At 73.4% G+C, this 22505-nt stretch carries 21 protein-coding genes and 1 riboswitch; of the genes, 13 read left to right on the top strand and 8 right to left on the bottom strand.

Features of this window, described 5'->3' with window-relative positions; translation table 11 throughout:
- From HNR57_RS24460 to HNR57_RS24450, 3 genes are all read right to left on the bottom strand, one after another.
- Window positions 1–1224: a 4-hydroxybenzoate 3-monooxygenase gene (locus tag HNR57_RS24460; protein ID WP_184562856.1), complete on the bottom strand. Its 1224-nt coding sequence runs from the start codon at window positions 1222–1224 to the stop codon at window positions 1–3.
- A 23-nt stretch (window positions 1225–1247) separates the two neighbouring features.
- On the bottom strand, window positions 1248–2852 hold the full coding sequence (locus HNR57_RS24455) for an APC family permease (protein WP_184562854.1): 1605 nt from the start codon (window positions 2850–2852) through the stop codon (window positions 1248–1250).
- A 133-nt stretch (window positions 2853–2985) separates the two neighbouring features.
- Window positions 2986–3414 carry a CoA-binding protein gene (locus HNR57_RS24450; RefSeq protein WP_184562852.1) on the bottom strand — a complete coding sequence of 143 codons (429 nt, stop codon included), beginning with the start codon at window positions 3412–3414 and terminating at the stop codon, window positions 2986–2988.
- 95 nt (window positions 3415–3509) lie between these two features.
- A riboswitch (cobalamin riboswitch) is annotated at window positions 3510–3670 on the top strand.
- Window positions 3671–3753: 83 nt separating this feature from the next.
- On the opposite strand from HNR57_RS24450, the gene HNR57_RS24445 reads away from it, so the two are divergent.
- The 9 genes from HNR57_RS24445 to HNR57_RS24405 all read left to right on the top strand — a co-directional run bounded on the left by HNR57_RS24445 (window position 3754) and on the right by HNR57_RS24405 (window position 13476).
- Window positions 3754–4770, top strand: a complete 1017-nt coding sequence (locus tag HNR57_RS24445; RefSeq protein WP_184562850.1) for an ABC transporter substrate-binding protein — start codon at window positions 3754–3756, stop codon at window positions 4768–4770.
- Entirely contained in the window at window positions 4767–5819 is a 1053-nt protein-coding gene (locus HNR57_RS24440; protein WP_184562848.1) for a FecCD family ABC transporter permease, read from the top strand. The genes HNR57_RS24445 and HNR57_RS24440 overlap by 4 nt, the downstream gene beginning before the upstream one ends.
- On the top strand, window positions 5816–6613 hold the full coding sequence (locus tag HNR57_RS24435) for an ABC transporter ATP-binding protein (protein WP_184562846.1): 798 nt from the start codon (window positions 5816–5818) through the stop codon (window positions 6611–6613). The genes HNR57_RS24440 and HNR57_RS24435 overlap by 4 nt, the downstream gene beginning before the upstream one ends.
- A gap of 103 nt (window positions 6614–6716) precedes the next feature.
- The gene (locus tag HNR57_RS24430) at window positions 6717–7433 is read left to right on the top strand and encodes a hypothetical protein (protein WP_313674592.1); all 717 of its coding nucleotides are present in this window, start codon (window positions 6717–6719) and stop codon (window positions 7431–7433) included.
- Entirely contained in the window at window positions 7430–7972 is a 543-nt protein-coding gene (locus HNR57_RS24425; protein WP_184562845.1) for a SixA phosphatase family protein, read from the top strand. Before HNR57_RS24430 ends, HNR57_RS24425 begins: the two co-directional genes overlap by 4 nt.
- 124 nt (window positions 7973–8096) lie before the next feature.
- On the top strand, window positions 8097–8381 hold the full coding sequence (locus tag HNR57_RS24420; RefSeq protein ID WP_184562843.1) for a hypothetical protein: 285 nt from the start codon (window positions 8097–8099) through the stop codon (window positions 8379–8381).
- 69 nt (window positions 8382–8450) lie between these two features.
- Entirely contained in the window at window positions 8451–9077 is a 627-nt protein-coding gene (locus HNR57_RS24415) for a YigZ family protein (protein WP_184562841.1), read from the top strand.
- Window positions 9078–9322: 245 nt separating this feature from the next.
- Window positions 9323–10486, top strand: coding sequence for an exonuclease SbcCD subunit D (locus HNR57_RS24410; protein WP_184562839.1), 1164 nt, complete (start codon window positions 9323–9325; stop codon window positions 10484–10486).
- Complete coding sequence (locus tag HNR57_RS24405) at window positions 10483–13476, top strand: AAA family ATPase (RefSeq protein ID WP_184562837.1); 2994 nt, start codon at window positions 10483–10485, stop codon at window positions 13474–13476. Before HNR57_RS24410 ends, HNR57_RS24405 begins: the two co-directional genes overlap by 4 nt.
- Window position 13477: 1 nt before the next feature.
- Here HNR57_RS24405 and HNR57_RS24400 read toward each other — a convergent pair whose 3' ends face one another.
- Window positions 13478–13924: an Lrp/AsnC family transcriptional regulator gene (locus HNR57_RS24400; RefSeq protein ID WP_184562835.1), complete on the bottom strand. Its 447-nt coding sequence runs from the start codon at window positions 13922–13924 to the stop codon at window positions 13478–13480.
- A gap of 94 nt (window positions 13925–14018) precedes the next feature.
- On the opposite strand from HNR57_RS24400, the gene HNR57_RS24395 reads away from it, so the two are divergent.
- The 3 genes from HNR57_RS24395 to HNR57_RS24385 all read left to right on the top strand — a co-directional run bounded on the left by HNR57_RS24395 (window position 14019) and on the right by HNR57_RS24385 (window position 15953).
- Complete coding sequence (locus HNR57_RS24395; RefSeq protein ID WP_184562833.1) at window positions 14019–14492, top strand: rhodanese-like domain-containing protein; 474 nt, start codon at window positions 14019–14021, stop codon at window positions 14490–14492.
- A gap of 45 nt (window positions 14493–14537) precedes the next feature.
- On the top strand, window positions 14538–15056 hold the full coding sequence (locus HNR57_RS24390; protein ID WP_184562831.1) for an immunity 21 family protein: 519 nt from the start codon (window positions 14538–14540) through the stop codon (window positions 15054–15056).
- Window positions 15057–15119: 63 nt separating this feature from the next.
- Window positions 15120–15953, top strand: a complete 834-nt coding sequence (locus HNR57_RS24385; RefSeq protein ID WP_184562829.1) for an SDR family oxidoreductase — start codon at window positions 15120–15122, stop codon at window positions 15951–15953.
- Between the two features lie 20 nt (window positions 15954–15973).
- Here the strand turns inward: HNR57_RS24385 and HNR57_RS24380 are convergent, their stop codons facing one another.
- The gene (locus tag HNR57_RS24380; protein ID WP_184562827.1) at window positions 15974–17665 is read right to left on the bottom strand and encodes a DUF885 domain-containing protein; all 1692 of its coding nucleotides are present in this window, start codon (window positions 17663–17665) and stop codon (window positions 15974–15976) included.
- A 31-nt stretch (window positions 17666–17696) separates the two neighbouring features.
- Window positions 17697–18188, bottom strand: a complete 492-nt coding sequence (locus tag HNR57_RS24375) for an Lrp/AsnC family transcriptional regulator (protein WP_030835643.1) — start codon at window positions 18186–18188, stop codon at window positions 17697–17699.
- A gap of 67 nt (window positions 18189–18255) precedes the next feature.
- On the opposite strand from HNR57_RS24375, the gene HNR57_RS24370 reads away from it, so the two are divergent.
- Window positions 18256–19476 carry a trans-sulfuration enzyme family protein gene (locus HNR57_RS24370; RefSeq protein ID WP_184563020.1) on the top strand — a complete coding sequence of 407 codons (1221 nt, stop codon included), beginning with the start codon at window positions 18256–18258 and terminating at the stop codon, window positions 19474–19476.
- A gap of 9 nt (window positions 19477–19485) precedes the next feature.
- Here the strand turns inward: HNR57_RS24370 and HNR57_RS24365 are convergent, their stop codons facing one another.
- Both HNR57_RS24365 and HNR57_RS24360 read right to left on the bottom strand, forming a co-directional pair.
- Window positions 19486–20742, bottom strand: coding sequence for a GNAT family N-acetyltransferase (locus HNR57_RS24365; RefSeq protein ID WP_184562825.1), 1257 nt, complete (start codon window positions 20740–20742; stop codon window positions 19486–19488).
- A 109-nt stretch (window positions 20743–20851) separates the two neighbouring features.
- Entirely contained in the window at window positions 20852–22414 is a 1563-nt protein-coding gene (locus HNR57_RS24360; RefSeq protein WP_184562823.1) for an alkaline phosphatase D family protein, read from the bottom strand.
- Between the last annotated feature and the right edge of the window lie 91 nt (window positions 22415–22505).

Raw genomic sequence — 22505 nt, 5'->3', positions numbered from 1 at the left:
TCAGTACCGCGCGGCCGTCCCCAGATACTGCTCGGCGAAGGCGGCGGCCGCCGCCGGCGAGGTGAACAGGCGGCGCAGCCGGGCGAGCGTGGTGCCCGCGCGGAACGGGTCGCCCGCCGCCGTGCCGTGATACAGCTCGGACAGCCACTGCGAGAACTCCTGGTAGTCCCACACCCGCCGCAGGCACGCCTCCGCGTAGCCGTCGAGGCCGCTGTCGTCCCCGCCGGTCAGCCGGGCGACCAGGGCGTCGCCGAGCAGGAAGGCGTCGTGCAGGGCGAGATTCATGCCCTTGGCGGCGATGGGGGCGACCAGGTGGGCCGCGTCGCCGGCGAGGAGGAGCCGGCCGTGCACCATCGGCTCGACCACGTAGTCGTGCATCTCCAGCACGCGCTTCTCGATCAGCCGCCCCTCGGTCAGCGGGGCGACACCGGACGCCCCGAGCCGCTCCCGGAGCTCCGACCAGACACGTTCGTGCGGCCAGTTCTGCGGAGTGTCGCCCGGCGGGCACTGGAGGTAGTAGCGGGTCACCTCCGGGCTGCGGGGCATCTGGCCGGCGAAGCCGCGCGCGTGGCAGCCGAACAGCACGCAGTCGGCGGACGGCGGCGCCTCGGCGAGCAGGGCCAGCCAGCCGATGCCGTAGTCGTGGCGCGCGATCCGGACCCGCTCGGGCGGGAGCGAGGCCCGGCTCACCCCGCGCGCCCCGTCACAGCCGGCGACGAAGTCGCAGTGCACGACCTGGCATTCACCCGTCTCCGGGCAGGTGTAGGACACCCATGGCCGTTCGGTGTCGACGTCGTGGATCCGCACGTCACGGACCCCGAAGCGGATCTGTCCGCCCCGGACGTCGGCGTACTCGCGCACCAGGTCCGTCACCAGCAACGGCTGCGGATAGACGAAGTGGTGACCGCCCGTCAGCTCGCCGTAGGGGAAACGGAAGCGCTCCCCGTCGAAGCGGAACTCGCACGCGGTGTGCAGTTCCGCGCGGTCCAGCAGGTTGCGGGCGAGGCCCCGCTTCTCCAGGCCGCGTACGGCCCATTCCTCGATGACCCCGGCCCGGGGCCGCTGTTCGATGAAGTCGCGGGTCTCCGTCTCCAGCACCAGGCAGTCCACGGACCCGGCCCGCAGGATGTTCCCGACGGTCAGACCTGCCGGACCGGCGCCCACGACAACGACCGGGAAGCGTTGCGGGGCGCCGGAGTCGGCGGGCGGTGAGACGTGGGTCATGCGGCACATTATGGAGGCCGGTCTCAGTGGACGGGCACCTCCGTGACGGCCACCTCCTCGATGCTCCGCTCGATCTCCCCGGACACGGAGGCCGAGGCCCGAGCCCAGTAGTAGATCGCCAGTGAGAACACCGCGACGACCAGGATGTCCCACCACAGCGCGAGGTGCCCCTGGCCGCCGAAGCCGCCCTGCCAGGAGATGACGCCCATGCCCAGCAGGTAGACGGGCAGCCACTGGGCGGCCCTGAAGTCGAGCCGGGGCGCGTCGGGCAGGCCCTTGCGGGTGGCGTACCAGGCGTAGCCGCCGAGCAGGACGTAGCCGAGGACGATGGCCACACCGAGCCGCCACAGGGTGTCCCAGGTGGACCAGTAGATGATGAGGTTGGCCACCACGAACGACAGCGGCGAGAGGACCTTCCCGCCGGGCAGGCGGTAGGGGCGCGCCCGGTGCGGCAGCCGGTCCGCGAAGACGCCGTAGGCCAGCGGGGCGCCCGCGTACATCAGCACGCTCGCCGAAGTGATGAAGCTGACCAGCTGCTGCCAGCTCGGGAACGGCAGGAAGCAGACCACGCCCGTCACGAAGGACACGATCAGCCCGAACCACGGCACGCCGCGCGCGTCGGTGCGGACGAAGAGCTTCGGCGCGTAACCGTTGCGGGCCAGCCCGTAGGAGACGCGGGACGTGGCCGTCGTGTAGATCAGGCCGGTGCCGCCCGGGGAGACCACCGCGTCCAGGTACAGCACCACGCTCAGCCAGCCGAGGCCCACCAGGGTCGCGAGACCCGCCCACGGGCCGGTGATACCGGGGTAGTCGAGCTTGGTCCAGCCGTGCGCGAAGGCGCCCAGTGGCAGGGCGGCGATGAAGACGATCTGGAGCAGGACGTAGATGGCCGCCCCGATGGCGACCGAGCCGATCGTGGCGCGCGGCAGGTCCCGCTGCGGGTCGCGGCTCTCGCCCGCCAGCTGGATCGCCTGCTCGAAGCCCAGCAGGGCGAAGATGATGCCGCTGGAGCTGACGGCGCTCAGCACGCCGTGGGCGCCGAACGGGGCGAAGCCGTGCTCGGTGAAGTTGCCCGGGTGGAAGTTGCCTGCCGCGATGATGAAGATCGCGGCCAGTGGCACGGCCACCTTCCACCAGGTGGCGGCGCTGTTGGTGTGCGCCAGTATCCGTACGCCGAGGAAGTTGACCACGACGAACACGGCCATCAGCAGGACGGCTACGACGAAGCCGCTCGTCGTCAGCGTCCCGTCCTTCGCGTGCTGGAAGCCCTGGGCCCAGTGCCAGTGCCCGGCGTAGCCGATCATGGCCTCGACCTCGATCGGTGCCACGGTCGCCGCCTGGAGCCAGGAGAACCAGCCGAAGGACATGCCGGCCAGCCCGCCGAACGCGTAGTGCGGATAGCGGGCCGTGCCGCCCGCGACCGGGAACATGCCGCCCAGTTCCGCGTGCACCAGCGCCAGCAGCACGATCGCCACGGCGCCGATGAGCCAGGACAGGATCGCCGCGGGTCCGGCCGCCACGACCGCCTTCTCGGCGCCGTACAGCCAGCCCGAGCCGATGATGGAACCGACCGACGCCCACATGAGCCCGATCAGCCCGACATCCCGGCGCAGGCCGTCTCTTTCCATGAATACAGGGCCTCTCGAAGATGAACTCGGCGAGTTCGGGGAGCAAGAGGCCTCAGGTTAGGAATCGGCCGGCCGGCCGCAGAAGGCGAGTTGTGCACCCTTGACCGGGTGCGGGTATTTCGTGGGGAACGCTTCAGGATTCCTGTACGCGGTGATGAGACAGCCGTGGGATCTCGATCGCCGGGCAGCGGTCCATCACCATCTCCAGGCCCGCCGCGCGGGTCCGGTCCCAGGCCGCCTCGTCGATGACACCCAGCTGGAACCAGACGCCCTGCGCGCCCTTGGCGACCGCCTCGTCCGCGACGGCCCCGGCGAGGTCGCTGTTCACGAACACGTCGACGACGTCCACGTCGAAGGGGATGTCCGCCAGGCTCGCGTACCCCTTCTCCCCGTGTACCGTCTCCGCCTTCGGATGCACCGGCACGACGCGTTTGCCGAAGCGCTGGAGCACGGCGGCCACGCCGTACGCCGCCCGCTGCCGGTTCGACGACAGGCCGACCACGGCCCAGGTGTCGCCGAGCTCGGTGAGGATCCTGCGGACCGTTGCCTCGTCGCCGTACACCGGCGGCCTCCTCGCAAGTCGTGGACGCACTGCTCTCCGTCCAACGGCCTCGGGTGCCCGGTGATTCCCCGTATGCCCCGTGATAGCTTGCCGAGGCCAGTCGAACCCATGTACGTGGGTCAGGGAATCCGGTGTGAATCCGGAACTGACGCGCAGCGGTGAGGGGGACGGGCGGGGCCTCGGCCACTGGACTCCCTCGCGGACGTCCGGGAAGGCGCCCCGATCCGGGTGAACCCGAGTCCGAAGACCTGCTGGCGGCCCCCGCGGCCGCATGCGGCGGGGGAGCACCGTACGACCGGGCTCCGCGCATGAGCCCTCGACGCCTGAGGACTGGTTTCCGTGCCCCTCGCCCGACCCGCCCGTGCCGCCGTCCTGCTGGCGGCCGGCTCCCTGCTCCTGACAAGCTGCGGCGGCACCGCGTCCACCGACGCCAAGGCCGCCGTGACCCTCACCAACTGCGGGCACGAGGTCCGCGTCAAGGCCCCGCCGCGGCACGCCGTGTCCCTCAACCAGGGCACCACCGAGATCCTGCTCTCCCTGGGCCTCGCCGACCGCCTCGCGGGCACGGCCACCTGGACCGACCCCGTGATGAAGGGGCTGGAGAAGGACGAGGCCGAGGCGCCGCGCATCGCCGAGAACAACCCCTCCTTCGAACGAGTCCTGGACACCGAACCCGACTTCGTCGCCGCGAGCTTCGTCTCCACCCTCGGCAAGGGCGGCGTCGCCACCCGCGAGCAGTTCGAGAAGCTCGGCGTGCCCACCTACGTCTCCCCGTCCGACTGCGCCGGCAAGGACAACTCCGGCGGCGGCGACGGCGAACGCGACAAGGCCCTGGGCATCGACACCGTCTACGGCGAAGTACGCGACCTCGCGACCGTGTTCGGTGTGAAGGAACGCGGCGACGCACTCGTGGCCTCCCTCCGGCAGCGCATGAAGAAGGCCACCGCGGGCACCGACGCCTCCGACGTCACCCTCCTGTACTGGTTCGCGAACTCCGACTCGCCCTACATGGCGGGCTGTTGCGGAGCGCCCGGCATCATCACCCGGGCCCTCGGCGCGAAGAACGTCTTCGACGACACGCACGAGGAGTGGCCGCAGATCAACTGGGAGACGGTCGCCGACCGCGACCCCGACGTCCTCGTCATCGGCGATCTGACCCGCAAGTCGCAGACCGCCGAGTCGGCCGCCAAGAAGATCGCGTTCCTGGAGTCCAACCCGGTCACCCGGAACATGGACGCCGTCCGGCACAAGCGGTACGTGCTGCTCAGCGGGCAGGCCATGAACCCGACCATCCGCACCGTGGAGGGCGTGGAGCAGGTGGCCGCCGGGCTGCGCCGGTTCGGGCTGGTGAAGTGACCACCGGGAGCGTGCCGGGTGCCGGGGCCCGGCCCCGGCGGGGGACCGGGCTCGCGCTGGGCGCGGCCGGGGCGATCGCTCTCGCCGCCTCCCTCGCCGTGGCCATCACCATCGGTCCCGCCGACATCCGGGTGGCCGACGTGTGGTCCGTCGTGGCGGCCCGCCTCGGACTCGGCAGCTCGGAGCTGACGCCGATCCGGGACGGGATCGTCTGGCAGCTGCGGCTGCCCCGCACCCTGCTCGCGGCCGTGTGCGGAGCCGGACTCGCCGTCTGCGGGGCGGTGATGCAGTCGCTGCTGCGCAACCCGCTCGCCGACCCCTTCGTGCTCGGGGTGTCCTCGGGCGCCTCCACCGGAGCGGTCCTCGTGGTCGTGCTCGGCGCGGGCGGCGGCGCCATATCGGTGTCCGCGGGCGCGTTCCTCGGCGCCCTGCTGTCGTTCGCGCTGGTCCTGCTGCTCAGCCACACCCTCGGCGGCACCACCGACCGGGTCGTCCTCGCGGGCGTCGCCGCCATGCAGCTCTTCTCGGCGCTCACCTCGTTCGTCGTGATGACCTCCGCCGACGCCGAGACGACCCGCGGCGTGCTGTTCTGGCTCCTCGGCTCGCTCGGCGGCGCCGGCTGGACCGACGTGTGGCTGTGCCTGGCCGCGTTGGCCGTGGCACTGGCGGTGTGCCTGCCGTACGCCCGCACCCTCGACGCCTTCGCCTTCGGGCAGGACGCGGCGGCCGCGCTCGGGGTGTCCGTCGCCCGCACCCGCCTGGTGCTGCTGTGCGTCACGGCCCTGCTCACGGCCGCGCTGGTCAGCTCGGCCGGGGCGATCGGCTTCGTCGGACTGGTGCTGCCGCACGCCGCCCGTGCCCTGACCGGCCCGGGGCACGCGCGGCTGCTGCCGGTCACCGCCCTGGCGGGAGCGGTCTTCCTGGTGTGGGTGGACACCCTCGCCCGAACGGTCCTCGAACCGCAGGAGGTTCCGGTGGGGGTCGTGACGTCGCTGATCGGGGTACCCGCGTTCGTCGCGGTGCTGTACCGGACGCGGAGGGCACGGTGAGCGGCACGGGCGCCCGGTTGGGAGCGGGGCTGCGGGCCGACCGGGTCAGCCGCCGTGCCGACGGGCATCTCATCCTGGACGGCGTCACCCTCGCGCCCGAGACCGGCTCCACGGTCGGCGTCCTCGGCCCCAACGGCTCCGGCAAGTCCACCCTGCTGCGGCTGCTGGCCGGGCTGCTCGCGCCGGCCTGCGGGGTCGTCACCCTCGACGGCGCACCGCTGGGCGACCTGCCCCGCCGCACGGTCGCGCGCCGCCTCGCCGTCGTCGAGCAGCAGTCGGACACCCAGGTGGAGCTTACGGTCGAGGACGTGGTGCGGCTCGGCCGCGTCCCGCACCGCCGCGCCTGGACGCCCGCCTCCGCCGACGACGAACGGGCGGTGCGCGCGGCCCTGGAACGCACCGGCCTCGAAGGCCGTTCCGGCCGGCTCTGGCACACCCTCTCGGGCGGCGAACGCCAGCGGGTGCAGATCGCCCGCGCGCTCGCCCAGGAACCCCGCGAACTCCTCCTCGACGAGCCCACCAACCACCTCGACGTCCACCACCAGCTCGACCTGCTCACCCTGGTCACGGGCCTGCCCGTCACCACCGTCGTCGCCCTGCACGACCTCAACCTCGCGGCGATGTACTGCGACCGGGTCGTCGTGCTGTGCGCGGGGCGGGTCGTGGCGGGAGGCACCCCGGGGGACGTCCTCACGGCGGAGCTCATCGCCGAGGTGTACCGGGTGCGGGCCGCCGTCAGCCGCGAAGGGCCCGAGGGGCGGCCCCATGTGCGGTTCCTGGGCACGCTGGTGTGAAAGGAGAGGGCCGGGCACGCCCCGGGTGGGGCGATCGCGCCACGGCGGCCGGAAAACGCTGAACCTGCCTGCGTGCGGCCACCCGCCCGCCTACGCTCACCTCGTGCTGCGCATCATCGACGACCGGACCGGCGAGCCGGTCGACGCCGCCCCGGCCCGCCGGGGCCTGACCCGTGTCGAGGTGCACGCGTCCGGCTCCGACGCCACGAACCTGCGGGTGCTGCTCGTCGGCGACCTGCTCGTCAGGACCCTGGAACTCGGCGGCACACCGGTGTGGGCGCTGCTGACCGGCGGCCGCCGCCAGGCGGAGCTGCGCGCAGACGCCGCGACGCTCGGCATCCGCCCCTTCGAGGACAGCCCCGACGTCGGCGCCGGTCTGGGCGAGGCCCAGGCCGTCCACGTCACCGCCGGGGGCGGGGACACGCCCGACGGGGTGCGGATCGCCGTCGCGCCGGTGGAGCCGGGGCGTCCGGACCGCTTCGACCCGGCCGCCCTGCGCCTCGCCCTGATCACCCGTCACCACAGCGACCCGGTCCGGCTGGAGGAGGCCGGGCTCGCCGACGCCCGCGCCACCCTCGCACGCTGGCGCGGCGCGGTCGCCCGCTGGGCACGGGAGCCCTCACGGCCGATTCCCGACGCCGTGCGGGGCCGACTGCGCGACGCCTGGGAGGACGACCTGGACGTACCCGGCGTGCTGGACGTCCTGCGCCATGTGGAGACCGAGCCGGACCTGGCCGACGGCGCCCGGTTCGAGACGTACGCCTACGCCGACCGGCTGCTCGGCCTCGACCTCACCCGCGATCTGGGAGCCCCGTCATGATCGAACGCGCCGGAGCAGGCCCCCTGCGCCGCCTGGTCGTGCTGCGGCACGCCAAGTCCGCCTGGCCCGTGGACGTCGCCGACCACGAACGCCCCCTCGCCCCGCGCGGCCGCCGGGACGCCCCCGCGGCCGGGCGGGCCCTGGCCGATGCCGACCTCCTGCCGGACCTCGCGCTGTGCTCCACCGCCGTCCGCGCCCGCGGGACCTGGGACCTGGCCGCCGCCGAGTGGGGCACACCCCCGCCGGTCCGGTACGACCGGCGGCTGTACGCCGCCGGCCCGGCCGGTCTGCTGGCCGTCGTCCACGAGGTGCCCGCCGAGGTGGAGACGCTGCTGCTGATCGGGCACAACCCCGGGCTGGAGGAACTGGTCCTGGCCCTTGCCGGTGACGGCCTCGACGACACCCTGGAACGGGTCCGTACGAAGTTCCCCACCTCGGCGTTCGCCGTACTGACCTGGCGCGGCACCGCCTGGCGGGCCCTTGCGCCCGACGCCGCGCTGCTCACCTCCGTGACCGTGCCCCGGGGCAAGAAGAAGTAGCCGGGGGCCCCGCTCCGGTATGGGTCCGTTCCGGTGATGTGCGCCGGGCTCGCGCTGCGCGCACCTGCCGCGGCGGGTACGCCGTCTGCGAAGAACGGCCGTCCCATCCAGGAGGAGAGCAGCCATGCACGCGGTGATTCGGCGGTACGAAGGGGTGACCGACCCGGCTGAGGCGGGACGCCGGGTGAACGAGGAGTTCCTGCCGCTCCTGCGCCAGGTCCAGGGGTTCGTGGCTTACTACTTCGTCGATGCCGGCGGCGGGGTGATGGTGTCGACCGGGGTCTTCGAGGACCGGGCCGGCGCCGAGGAGTCGACCGCGAGGGCGGGCGGCTTCGTCCGGGACCGGCTCGCCGAGCTGCTGCCCAATCCGCCCCAGGTCACGGCCGGCGAGGTCGTGGCCCACTCGTAGCGGAGGTCCCGGCGGCCCCGGCCGGCCGCCCCGCCCGGACGCCGGCGGCCACGCGATTAGGCTGGCCGGATGCAGGACGAATACCGCACGGTCGCCGGCGCCGGCGTGCACGAGACCGAGGTCAACCGCTCCCGCTTCCTGTGCGCCCTCGCCCCGGCGGCCACCGAGCAGGAGGCACAGGAGTTCATCGCCACGGTCCGCAAGGAGCACGCCGACGCCTCCCACAACTGCTGGGCCTATGTGATCGGCGCCGACGCCGCCGTCCAGAAGGCGAGCGACGACGGCGAACCGGGCGGCACCGCCGGCGTCCCCATGCTCCAGATGCTGCTGCGCCGCGACATGCGGTACGTCGTCGCCGTCGTCACCCGCTACTTCGGCGGGGTCAAGCTCGGCGCCGGCGGGCTCATCCGGGCGTACGGCGGGGCGGTCGGCGAGGCTCTGGACACCCTCGGCACCCGCACCCGCCGCAGGTACCGGCTGGCCACGGTCACCGTCGACCACCAGCGGGCCGGCAAGCTGGAGAACGACCTGCGCACCGGCGGGCGCGAAGTCCGCGACGTGCGCTACGGGGAGGCGGTCACGATCGAGATCGCTCTCCCGGACGCCGATGTGGACGCCTTCCGGTCCTGGCTCGCCGACGCCACCGCCGGGACGGCCGGCTTCGAACCGGGCGGGGAGGCGTACGGGGACGCCTGACGGCGGTTTCGGAACCGAACAGGAGGCCATCCCCGGCCCGGCGGAGCCTGCCGGGTGGAATGACCTGTTTCACAGCACAGTTGCGACATTTACCAAGAATTGCCGTCGGATGGGCGTGGCCGTCCGGGGTTCGTGGTGGACCAGGGGTCCACACGCGTTAGCGTGGTGGGTCTGACAGCGGGCGGGACCGGCTCGTGCCGGTGGAGAACGACAGCAGGGGGAGACATGCAGGCGGGGGCGGCGTCTTGAGGCTGCTGCACACCTCCGACTGGCATCTCGGCCGGGCCTTCCACCGGGTGAACATGCTCGGCGCCCAGGCCGAGTTCATCGGCCACCTCGTCACGACCGTGCGGGAGCGGGCCGTGGACGCGGTGGTGGTGTCGGGAGACGTGTACGACCGTGCCGTGCCGCCGCTCGCCGCGGTCGAGCTGTTCGACGACGCCCTGCACCGCCTCGCCGCTCTCGGCGTGCCCACGGTGATGATCTCCGGGAACCACGACTCGGCCCGCCGGCTGGGCGTCGGCGCCGGGCTGATCGGGCGGGCCGGCATCCATCTGCGGACCGAGCCGTCGGCGGCCGGCACCCCCGTGGTGCTGGCCGACACCCACGGGGAGGTGGCCTTCTACGGGCTGCCCTACCTCGAACCGGCCCTGGTGAAGGACGAGTTCGGAGTGGAGAAGGCCGGACACGAGGCCGTGCTCGCCGCCGCCATGGACCGGGTCCGCGCCGACCTCGCCGCCCGCCCGCCCGGCACCCGCTCCGTCGTCCTCGCGCACGCCTTCGTCACCGGCGGCGAACCCAGCGACAGCGAGCGGGACATCACCGTCGGCGGCGTCGCCGCGGTACCGGCCGGGGTCTTCGACGGCGTCGACTACGTGGCGCTCGGGCATCTGCACGGCTGCCAGACCATCACCGACCGTGTCCGCTACTCCGGCTCCCCGCTGCCCTACTCCTTCTCGGAGGCCGCCCACCGCAAGAGCATGTGGCTGGTCGACCTGGCCGCGGACGGCACCGTCGACGCCGAGCGCGTCGACTGCCCGGTGCCCCGCGCCCTGGCCCGGATCCGCGGCACGCTGGAAGACCTGCTCGCCGGCCCGGAGCTGACCCCGCACGAGGAGGCGTGGGTCGAGGCGACCCTCACCGATCCCGTCCGTCCGGCCGACCCGATGGCCCGGCTCACCGCCCGCTTCCCGCACACGCTCAGCCTCGTCTTCGAACCCGACCGCGACGACGACGAGTCCGAGGTGTCGTACGCCAGGCGTCTCGCCGGCCGCAGCGACCAGGAGATCGCCGAGGACTTCGTCGCCCATGTGCGCGGCGCCGGCCCCGACGCGCACGAACAGGGCGTGCTGCGGGACGCGTTCGACGCGGTGCGCGCCGACGAGACCGTACGGGAGGTGGCCCGGTGAGGCTCCACCGGCTCGCGGTCACCGCCTTCGGGCCCTTCGGAGGCACCCAGACCGTCGACTTCGACGGGCTGTCGAGCGCCGGGCTGTTCCTGCTGCACGGCCCCACCGGCGCGGGCAAGACATCCGTCCTCGACGCCGTCTGCTACGCCCTCTACGGCTCGGTGCCGGGCGCCCGGCAGGGCGGCGGGCAGGGCGCGACCCTGCGCAGTGACCACGCCGCGCCCGCGACCCGCACCGAGGTCACCCTCGACCTCACCGTCGCCGGACGCCGCCTGGAGGTCACCCGCCAGCCACCCTGGGAGCGCCCCAAGAAGCGCGGCACCGGCACCACTCTGGACAAGGCCCAGACGTGGCTGCGCGAGTACGACGCGACGGCCGGGGCCTGGAAGGACCTCAGCCGCTCCCACCAGGAGATCGGCGAGGAGATCACCCAGCTCCTCGGCATGAGCCGGGAGCAGTTCTGCCAGGTCGTGCTGCTGCCGCAGGGCGACTTCGCCCGGTTCCTGCGCGCCGACGCCGAGGCCCGCGGCAAGCTGCTGGGCCGCCTGTTCGACACCCGCCGCTTCGCCGACGTCGAGAAGCGCCTCGCCGAGCGCCGCCGCGCCACCGAGACCCAGGTGCGGGACGGCGACGCGGAGCTGCTGGCCGACGCCCACCGCATGCAGCAGGCCGCGGGCGACGCCATGGAGCTGCCCGCACTCGCCCCGGGCGAACCGGGACTCGCCGAGGCCGTCCTGAGCGCGGCCGCCGTCGCCCGCAGCACCGCCCGCGAGGAGCTCACCGTCGCCGCGTGCACGCTCACCGCGGCCGAGTCCGCGCAGGCAGCCGCCGGCCGTGTCCTGGACGACGTCCGCGAACGGGCCCGGCTCCAGCGGCGGTTCGCCCAGGCACGGGAGCGGGCGGCGAGTCTGGAGCGGGGAGCCGAGGCCTACCGGGAGGCGCAGGCGCTCATGGAGCGGGCCCGCAAGGCCGAAGCGGTCGCGCCCGCCCTGGACCTGCGGGAGTCCTCCGAAGCCGAACACCGCCGGGCAGCCGCCGCCGAGGCACGCGCGCGTGCCCTGCTGCCGGATGCCTTCGCCGACGCGAGTGCGGCCGGGCTCGCCTCCGCCGCCCGCCGCACCGCCGAGGAACTGGGCGGACTCGACTCGGCCCGCCGCGCCGAGCGGCGGCTGGCCGAACTCCTCGACGAGCGCACAGGCCTGGACCGCCAGGAGCACGCCGACGCGGAGCTCCTGCAGGACGCCGAGGCCTGGCTCGACGGCTGGGAGGAGAGGCGCACCGCCCTCCAGGCGGGGGTCGACTCCGCCCAGAAGGACGCCGCCCTCGCCGAGCAGCTCGCCGAACGGCGCGAGCCCGCGCGGCAGCGGCTGCGGGCGGCCCGCCTGCGCGACCAGCTCACCCAGGACACGGACCGGGCGGTCGAACGGGTCCGCACCGCACAGGACGAAGCGCTGCGGGCCAAGCAGCACTGGCTCGACCTCAAGGAACAGCGCCTGAACGGCATCGCCGCCGAACTGGCCGCGAACCTCACCGACGGCGAACCCTGCGCCGTCTGCGGCGCCACCGAACACCCCGCCCCCGCCCGCAAGGTCGCCGGGCACGTCGGCCGCGAGGCGGAGGAGCACGCCCTCACCGCCTACCAGCGCGCCGATGAACAGCGCGCCGAGGACGAGCGGCGCCTCGGGGTCGCGCGGGAGGCACTGGCCGCCGCCTCCGCGGAGGCCGGTGACACCCCCACCATCCAACTGGCTCAAGAGGCTGAGGAGTTGGAGGAGCGATACACGCGGGCCCGCAGCGCGGCAGCCCAGCTGCACGCCGCGCAGGAGCGCCTGCGGCAGGCCGGCCACGAGCACGAACGGCGCCTCGCCGCCCGGCAGGAGGCCGCCGTACGGACCGCCTCCCGGGTCGGTCACCGGGAGCGGCTGGACCGCGAACGGGCCGCTCTGGAGGAGGAGCTGGACCGGGCGCGGGGCTCCCTGGACAGCGTCGCCGCCCGGGCCGCACAGCTGGAGCGGCGGACCGCGCTGCTCACGGACGCCGCCGATGCCGCCCGGGCCGCCGAGGACAGCGCCCAGCGGCTCAAGGACGCCGACGCCCGGCTCGCCGACGCCGCCTTCCGCGCCGGCTTCGAGACGCCGCAGGCAGCGGCCGCCGCCCTCCTCGACCCCGCCGCCCACCGCGAGCTGCAACACCGCCTGGACGCCTGGCAGCACGAGGAGGCCGCCGTCCGGGCCGTCCTGGCCGAGGCCGACACGGCCGCCGCGGCCCGCGAGCCGCAGGCCGACCCGGACGCGGCGCAGCGGACGGCCGACGCGGCGGACCGGCGGCTGCGCGACGCCGCCTCCGCCCACGACGCCGCCCGCAGGCGCTGCGCCGAACTCGACCGGCTGTCGGCCCGGGCGGCCGCCTCCGTGCGCCGGCTGGCGCCGCTGCGCGAGGAGTACGACCGCGTCGCCCGGATGGCCGGTCTCGCCGCCGGCACCTCGGCGGACAACGAACGCCGGATGCGCCTGGAGTCGTACGTCCTGGCGGCCCGGCTGGAGCAGGTCGCCGCCGCCGCGACCGTACGGCTGCGCCGCATGTCGTCCGGCCGCTACACCCTCGTCCACTCCGACGACCGCACCGGACGCGGCCGCAGCGGGCTCGGACTGCACGTCGTGGACGCCTGGACCGGCCGGGAACGCGACACGGCGACGTTGTCGGGCGGTGAGACGTTCTTCGCCTCGCTGGCCCTGGCCCTCGGCCTCGCGGACGTCGTCACGGACGAGGCGGGCGGGGTGCGGCTGGACACCCTCTTCATCGACGAGGGCTTCGGCAGCCTCGACGACCAGACCCTGGACGAGGTCCTCGACGTCCTCGACTCCCTGCGTGAACGCGACCGCAGCGTCGGCATCGTCAGCCACGTCCCCGACCTGCGGCGGCGGATCCACGCCCAGCTGGAGGTCGTCAAGGGCCGGTCCGGGTCGGCGCTGCGCCAGCGCGGCGCCTGAGTCAGCGGCCCAGCGGCCGCCGGGGGAGGGGCGAGGAGTACACCACGCTCGTCGTCACCGAACCCAGCGCCCCGATCTTCCCCGACACCTCCTCCAGGTGGCGCATCGAGCGGGCCGTGACCTTGATGACGAAGCAGTCGTCGCCGGTGACGTGGTGCGCCTCCAGGATCTCGGGGGTGACGGCGACGAGGTCGTGGAAGGGCTTGTAGTTGCCGTTCGGATAGCGCAGGCGCACGAACGCCAGGATCGCCAGGCCCAGCCGCTCGGGGTCCACCACCGCCGCGTAGCCCTGGATGACCCCGGCCTCCTCCAGGCGGCGCACCCGCTCGGTGACCGCGCTCGCGGACATCGACACCGCACGGGCCAGGTCGGCGAAACTGGCCCGGCCGTCCCGCTGGAGGACGTCCAGGATGCGCCAGTCGGTGGCGTCCGGGGAATACTCGGTCATGCCCGAGGGATAGCAGGGGAATCCCCGGCGGATCAAGCTCAGGACCGGGGATCGTCACTTCAGGGTCGGCGTCGGCGCCCGTAGTTTCTCTCCCATGACCACCACCGTGAACCCCGTCCTGCGCGTCGCCCCCGCCGCTCCCGCCGAGGCCGCCGCCCACTTCCGCGCCGGTCTCGCCTTCCACACCGACGTGTCCGACGTCGCCGCCGCACTCGGTGCCGGTGGTGATCCCGGCTTCGTCCTCGTCGACTCGCGTTCCGCCGAGGCGTGGGACCAGGGCCACATCCCCGGCGCGCTCCACCTGCCGACCGTGTTGGTCCCCGAGCAGGCCGGGCAGCTCCTCGACCGGTCGGTGCCGGTCGTGACGTACTGCTGGGGCCCCGGCTGCAACGGCGCCGCCCGGGCGGCCCTCGCCCTCGCCGAACTCGGCTACCGGGTCAAGGAGATGCTCGGCGGCTTCGAGTACTGGGTGCGCGAGGGCCTGGCGTTCGAGACCTGGCAGGGTCGCGAGCGCCGGGCCCCGGACCCGCTGACGTCGCCTGCGGACGCCGGTGACTGCGGCTGCTGAACCCCCGATCTTTTGCCGCGAGTTGACCCTGTAGGTTCTTGCGCCATGGTGCGATACGCGGAGCCGGGCGCAGTGGAATGGGTGGAGTCGGGCGGCGGGCCGCTCATAGCGGTACCGGAGACCGTCCTGCCGTTCTGGGCGGGCGCCGACGGCGAGGAGACGGCCTCGGACTACGACCGGGCCTGCGAGGTGGACGGCCACGTCGGCCTCCTCCCGGTCGGCGACTGCACCGCCTTGGTCCTGGGCGACGAACCCGCCTCGACCGCCTACCTGCCCGACCACGGTGTGCTCGTCCGGTGGCGCGCCGGCAGCTCCGAGGACGAACTGCTGGCGAGCGTCCCGGCGGCGATCGACGGCGCGGAGTGGGAGCCGGACGTCCACTGGGAGGTGCCGGGCACGGTCCTCCTGTTCGACGCGGCCTGGCCGGGATCCGACCCGTCGGGGTCGGACCACGTGCGGGTGGCGCTGGAGCCGGGCCGGTACGCCGTGCGCGCGGCAAGCGTCCAGCCCGGCCCGGAGACCTGGCTGGGCCTGGTCCAGCTCCGGTTGCTCGCGCGGAGATGACACCCGGCGTCACCGGCGGAAAAACCATGTGCGCCGGCCGGCCGGGCCGAGCACGATGAACCCATGCCACGCCTTCCCCACCCCACCCCTGAGGAACTGCGCCGTGACACCCTGCCCCTGCGCGGCCGTACGGCGCTGGTCACCGGCGCCAGCCGCCGCGGCGGCATCGGGCACGCCGTGGCCCGCCGCCTGGCCGCCTACGGCGCGAGCGTCTACCTGCATCACCATGTCCCGCACGACGCCGGGCAGCCCTGGGGCGCCGACCGCCCCGAAGACGTCCTCGAATCCGTCCGCGCCGCAGCCGGAGACTCCGGCGCCCGGATCGTCGCGGGCCCCGGAGACCTGGCCGACCCGGACGTGCCCGCCGAACTCGTCACCAGGGCCGCCGACGCCCTCGGCGGACCCCTCGACATCCTCGTCGCCAACCACGCGCAGAGCGGGTTCGACGGCACCTTGGACGAGATCGGCACGGAGATGCTCGACCGGCACTGGGCGGTCGACACCCGTGCCGTCCTGCTGCTCGTCCAGGCACATGCCCGGTTGCGGCCACCCGGCCCCGGAGGCCGTGTGGTGATGATGACCTCCGGTCAGGACATGGCGGGCGGCATGCCGGGCGAGATCGCCTACGCCCTCCAGAAGGGCGCCCTCGCGTCGATCACCCGCTCCCTGTCGGCCACGCTCGTCGAGCGGGGCGTCACGGTCAACACCGTCAACCCCGGCCCCGTGGACACGGACTACCTGACCGGCGAGGACTACGACGCCGTCGCCGCCCGCTTCCCCTCGGGACGGTGGGGCATGCCCGACGACCCGGCCCGCCTCATCGCCTGGCTCGCGACCGACGAGGCGGGCTGGATCACCGGTGAGGTCATCAGCTCCGAGGGCGGGTTCCGGCGCTGATCAGAGCGCGGACCAGCAGATCAGAGGGCGGACAACTCGTCCACCAGATCGTCCAGTCCCAGCGATCCCTGCGACAGCGCGGCCATGTGCCAGGCCTTCGGGTCGAATGCGTCGCCGTGGCGGGCGCGGGCGTTCTCGCGGCCCAGGAGCCAGGCACGTTCGCCGAGCTTGTAGCCGATGGCCTGGCCCGGCATGGACAGGTAGCGGGTCAGCTCGCTCTCCACGAAGTCCGCCGGCCGGCTGCTGTGCGAGCCGAAGAACTCCTGCGCCAGCTCGGCCGTCCAGCGCTCGCCCGGGTGGAAGGGCGAGTCGTCCGGGATCGTCAGCTCCAGGTGCATGCCGATGTCGATGATGACGCGCACCGCCCGCATCATCTGCGCGTCCAGGTAGCCGAGCCGCCGCTCCGGGTCGGTCAGGAAGCCCAGTTCGTCCATCAGCCGCTCCGCGTACAGCGCCCAGCCCTCGGCGTTGGCGCTGACCATGCCGACGCTCGCCTGGTAGCGGGAGAGGTTCTGCGCCACGTGCTTCCACTGGGCCAGCTGGAGGTGGTGGCCGGGGACACCCTCGTGGTACCAGGTCGACACCAGGTCGTAGACGGGGAAGCGCGTCTCGCCCATGGTCGGCAGCCAGGTGCAGCCGGGGCGGGAGAAGTCGTCCGAGGGGGGCGTGTAGTAGGGGGCCGCGGCGCTGCCCGGAGGGGCGATGCGGGACTCCACCCGGCGCACCCGCTCGGCCAGGTCGAAGTGGGTGCCGTCGAGCGCGTCCATCGCCTCGTCCATGAGGCCCTGCAGCCAGTCGCGGACCTCGTCGACGCCCTCGATGTGCGTGCCCTGCTCGTCGAGGTGGGCCAGCGCCTCCCACGGGCTGCCGGCGCCCGGCAGGATCTTCTCGGCCTCGGTCTTCATCTCGCCGAGGAGGCGGTGGTACTCGGACCAGCCGTAGGCGTACGCCTCGTCCAGATCGAGGTCCGTGCCGTTGAAGTAGCGCACCCAGCGCGCGTACCGCTCCCGGCCCACCACGTCCGGCGCGCCCTCGATCGCCGGGGCGTACACATCCCGCATCCAGTCGCGCAGCCGGACGACGGCCTCGGTGGCCGAGCGGGCGGCGGTGTCCAGCTCGGACCGCAGGGCCTCGGGGCCGGCGGCCGCGTACTGCTCGAACCACCCGTGGCCCTCGCCGTCCGCGTCGGCCCATTCGCCGAGCTGCGTCACAAAGGTGGCGGTGGCGCGGGGGCCCGCGTACAGCTTCCGCTCCAGGCCGAGCGCCAGGGACTCCCGGTAGCCCTCCAGCGCGGCCGGGACCGCGCGCAGCCGCTCGGCGATCGCCGTCCAGTCCTCCTCCGACTGCGCCGGCGTCACGGTGAACACCTGCCGCACCGCATGGGCGATCGAGCTCAGGTTGCTGACGGAACGCAGGCTCTCGTCGGCCTCGTGCACCGCGAGTTCGGCGCCCAGCCGCTCGCGCAGCAGCCGCGCGCACCGGCGCTCGATGTCACTGTCCGCGCCGGGCAGCCGCTCGGCCTCGTCCAGCCGGGCCAGCGTCCGGCGTGCCAGCTCCGCGAGCGCCTCCTGGCCCGCGGGCGAGGTGTCGGGCAGCCTGCTCGAACTCTCCTTGTCGCCGAGGAACGTGCCGGTGATCGGGTCGAGGGCGACGAGCTCGTCGACGTACGCGTCGGCGACCTCACGGGGCAGCTGGCTCTTGATCTCAGACATGCGGCCATCCTCGTACGGCGGATCGCACACGTCACGCGGATTGAGCCGAGGGCGAAGGCGGCAGCAGCGGTCCGCACTCCCACTGCTGGAAGATCAGCCGGGTCTCCACCCGCGCCACCTCCCGCTGGGATGTGAACTCGTCCAGCACCAGCCGCTGCAGGTCGGCCATGTCGGCGACCGCGACATGGACCAGATAGTCGTCGGGCCCGGTCAGGTGGAACACCGTCCGCGACTCCGGCAGGACCCGGATCCGCTCCACGAACGGTCCCACCAGCTCCCGGCGGTGCGGCCTGACCTGCACCGACAGCAGGGCTTCCAGTCCCCGTCCCAGCTTGGCCGGATCCAGCTCCAGCCGGTGCCCGAGGATCACGCCCGAGCGGCGCAGTCGCGTCACCCGGTCCAGACACGTCGAGGGCGCCACCCCGACCTGCGCGGCGAGATCCCGGTACGTCGCCCGGGCGTCGTTCTGCAACAGCCGCAACAGATGGAGATCCACCGGATCGAGTACGACAGATTCAGCCATCGGCCGAACGTAGCACGGGATGCTCCCACGATTGTCCGATCGATGTTCAACCTTGCCCACCATGGACATGGACACGATGAGCACGCGCGCCCACGACGGCGCCCGCACCGCACCGCGAGCCCTCGCCACCGAGGCCGTGCACGCAGGGCGGGACGACCTCGCCCGGCAGGGGCTGCACGCCCCGCCGATCGACCTGTCCACCACCTACCCGTCCTACGACAGCCGCGGCGAGGCGGCCCGCATCGACGCCTTCGCCACCACCGGCGCCGAGCCGGACGGCCCGCCCGTCTACGGGCGGCTGGGCAACCCGACCGTCGCCCGCTTCGAGACGGCCCTGGCCCGGCTCGAAGGCACCGAGGCGGCGGTGGCGTTCGCCAGCGGCATGGCGGCGCTGAGCGCCGTCCTCCTCGTCCGCGGCTCGATGGGCCTGCGCCACGTCGTCGCCGTACGCCCCCTCTACGGCTGCAGCGACCACCTGCTGACCGCCGGGCTGCTGGGCTCGGAGGTGACCTGGACCGACCCCGCCGGGGTCGCCGGCGCGCTGCGCCCGGACACCGGCCTGGTCATCGTCGAGTCCCCGGCCAACCCCACCCTCGCCGAGGTCGACCTGCGGGCCGTGGCGCACGCCTGCGGCTCGGTGCCGCTGCTCGTGGACAACACCTTCGCCACCCCCGTCCTCCAGCGCCCCGCCGAGCACGGCGCGCGGCTGGTCCTGCACAGCGCCACCAAGTACCTCGGCGGTCACGGCGACGTCCTGGCGGGCGTGGTCGCCTGCGACGAGGAGTTCGCGGGCCGGCTGCGCCAGGTGCGCTTCGCCACGGGCGGCGTCCTGCACCCGCTGGCCGGCTACCTGCTGCTGCGCGGTCTGTCCACCCTGCCCGTCCGGGTCCGGGCGGCCTCCGCCACGGCAGCCGAACTGGCCCACCGCCTCGCCGCCGACCCGCGGGTGGCCCGTGTGCACTACCCGCGCATCGGCGGCGCGATGGTCGCCTTCGAGGTGTACGGCGACCCGCACGAGGTCATCGCCGGCGTCCGGCTGATCACCCCGGCGGTGAGCCTCGGCAGCGTCGACACCCTCATCCAGCACCCGGCCTCCATCAGCCACCGCATCGTCGACGCCGACGACCGCAGGGGAGCCGGGGTGAGCGACCAGCTCCTGCGCATGTCGGTGGGCCTGGAGGACGTGGAGGACCTCTGGTCGGACCTGGACGCAGCGCTGGCACGACGCCCCGGAAGGGGCGCGGGGAACTGCGCGACAAGCCACAACGAACCCGCACCCGCCCACTGACGCACGCCCCTACGGCGCGGAGGCGCTTCCCAGTTCCTCCGCACTCGTCACGACCGCCTCACCCAGCCGCGCCGTGATGACCAGCGTCCCCTCCTCGACCTGGTAGTCGAGAGGCAGCCCCAGTCCCCGCATCGCGGCGACCATGCCCGTGTTGGACGCCTGCGTCACGGCGTACACGCTGGAGCACCCCGCCTCGACGCCCAGGGCCACCAGCCGCGACAGCAACTCCGCCCCCACACCCCGCCGCTGCCACGCGTCCTCCACGAGCAGCGCGACCTCCGTCTCGTCCCCGTCCCACAGGAGGTGACCGAGCCCGACGAGCCGCCCGGAGGCGGTCTGCACGGCGAGGGTGCGGCCGTAGCGCGGGCTGAGCAGGTGGCCGAGGTACCGGTCGGCGTCACCGACGGGCCCGTGATAGCGCAGCTTCAGCGTGCGGGCCGAGCACCGCTCGTGCATCGCCCTGGCCGCTTCGAGGTCACGTGTGTCGGCCCGCCGCACGGTGATGTCGCTGCCCTCGGCGAGCGTGAGCACGTCCCGTCCGTGCGGCAGGCGCGGTCCGAGCCGGGCGTCCAGTTCCACCAGGGCCCTGGCCCGGGCGAACTCGGTCGGGGTGAACGGCAGGTACGGCCGTTCCACGGTGATCACTCCGCCTTCCGGGGCACGCAGCCGCATCACCGTGTCGTCGAGGGCCCCCTCCACGGTGAGGCCACCCGTCTCCCGGCCGCCACCGGCCGGCGCGGGCCGGGACCGGATCGTGCACCGGCCCAGCAACTGCCGCAAAGCCAGCGGCAGTTCCGCCGCGTCCAGGGCCGTGCGCGCGGCGAGTCCGAGGACCCGGGTCGGTGCGTCCACGAGGTCGTGGGCGTCGGCCCGCTCGATCCAGGTGTCCGCACCACCGGCCGACGCGACGGCCGTGGTGATCGCGGACGCCGGAAGGGCGGCCGGGCCCCGCAGCAGGAACTCGTCGACCGTCCCCTCGGCCAGCGGGTGCGTCTGCAGGCTCAGGATGTCGACGCGCTGTCCGGCCAGGGCACCGCACAGCGCCGCCAGTGACCCCGGCTCGTCCTGAACCGTGGTCCGCATCCGCCACAGGGTGTTCGCCCCCGGCACCGGTTCCGGCGCCGGGGACCCGGTATCACTCGTCGGCGGTGCGTGTTCGAGGCGTCGTGTTCGACGGGCCCGGAAGGCCTCCGCGAACCGCTGCCACGGCGTGGCGGGGCGGCGGTCGTCGTTCCGGTGCGGCACTTGAGTCACTTCTCGCGTCATGCACCCACTGTGACGGAACGGTGTTGCGTGATCGAGAACGCTCTGTGACCAGAGGGTAAAGGGGCCAGTTTCCCCCCTTTGTCGACGCCTCAAACGTTGCGTTCCGTACCTACTGGCCGACCCGGCCCGGCTGGAGGACCTTGGTGTAGAGCACGGTGCCGTCCTGCTCCCGCAGACGTACCGTCAGCTCGCCGCTGTGGCCGTCGATGTCGACCTCGCCGAAGAACTGGAAGCCGCCGGCGGGGGAGACGTTGGCGGTCGTCGGCGCCTTCACGAACACGCGGTCCGGGCCGAAGGTGCCGTCGAGCGCGTTCGCCGGGAAGGCACCGGCGTTGAGCGGGCCGGACACGAACTCCCAGAACGGCTCGAAGTCGGTGAAGGCGGCCTTGGACGGCAGGTAGTGCTGTGCCGAGGTGTGGTGCACATCGGCCGTCAGCCACACCGTGCCCGTGATCCGCCGGTGCTTGACGAACCGCAGCAGTTCGGCGATCTGCAGCTCACGCCCCAGCGGCTTGCCGGGATCGCCCTGCGCGACGGCCTCGATGTTCTGACCGTCCGGGACGACCAGCCCGATCGGCATGTCGGAGGCGATCACCTTCCACACCGCCCGGGAACGGGCCAGCTCGCGCTTGAGCCACTCCAGTTGCTCCCGGCCGAGAATGCCCTGCGGGTCGGTGGGCTGGTCGCCCGGCGAGTTCGCGTTGCGGTAGGTGCGCATGTCCAGGACGAACACGTCCAGCAGCGGGCCGTGGTGCTGCACGCGGTAGACGCGCCCGTCGGGGCGGCGCAGCGTGGAGATCGGGAAGTACTCGGAGAAGGCCTGGCGGGCGCGGGCGGCGAGCACGTCGACGCGCTTCTCGGTGTAGCGGGCGTCGGTCAGGATCTCGCCCGGGTACCAGTTGTTGGTGACCTCGTGGTCGTCCCACTGGACGATGGACGGGACCCGGGCGTTGAAGGCGCGCAGGTTCTCGTCGAGCAGGTTGTAGCGGAAGTTGCCGCGGAACTCCGCGAGGGTCTCGGCGACCTTCGCCTTCTCCTCGGTGGTGATGTTCCGCCAGGTGCGGCCGTCGGGCAGGGCCACGGTCTCGGTGATCGGGCCGTCGGCGTAGATGTTGTCGCCGCTGCAGAGGAAGAAGTCCGGGTCGAGGGCGCCCATGGCGTCGTAGATGCGGTAGCCGCCGAACTCCGGGTTGATGCCCCAGCCCTGTCCGGCCAGGTCGCCGGACCAGACGAACCGCACGCCGTCCCGGCGCCTGGCGGACGCCGTGCGGAAGGTGCCGGTCACCGGCTCGCCGGTGCGGCGCGGGTCGTCCGGGTCGGCGAGCAGCACGCGGTAGTGGATCTGCTCTCCGGACGGCAGACCGCGCAGCCGGGTCGTGCCGGTGAAGTCGGTGCCCGGACCAAGCAGCGGGCCGTGCCATCGGTGCGGGTTGCGGAAGGACTCCGTCGCCGACGTCTCGACGATCATCCGGGCCGGCCGGTCGGAACGCACCCACACCAGCCCGGAGTCGCAGGTCACGTCACCCGCCTGCACACCCCATCCCGCCGTCGGGCGGCCGGAGCGTGCGAACGCGGGTGCGGCGCCGAGAGCGGCGGGCAGGGACAGGGCGGCCGACGCGGCGAGCGAGCCACGCAGGACGCTACGGCGCCCGGGCAACGGACGGTGTGACATGGATACGCCTCCAGGGACGGGATCCGGCCAAGTGTGCAGAGCCACAACTACTGGCACCTCGCAGCGCACACGCGAACCCCAAGTGAACAAC

The sequence above is a fragment of the Streptomyces paradoxus genome, from assembly GCF_014202475.1.
In the GTDB taxonomy this organism is placed as follows: Bacteria; Actinomycetota; Actinomycetes; order Streptomycetales; family Streptomycetaceae; genus Streptomyces; species Streptomyces paradoxus.
This window is presented reverse-complemented; position numbering and strand designations above follow the sequence as displayed.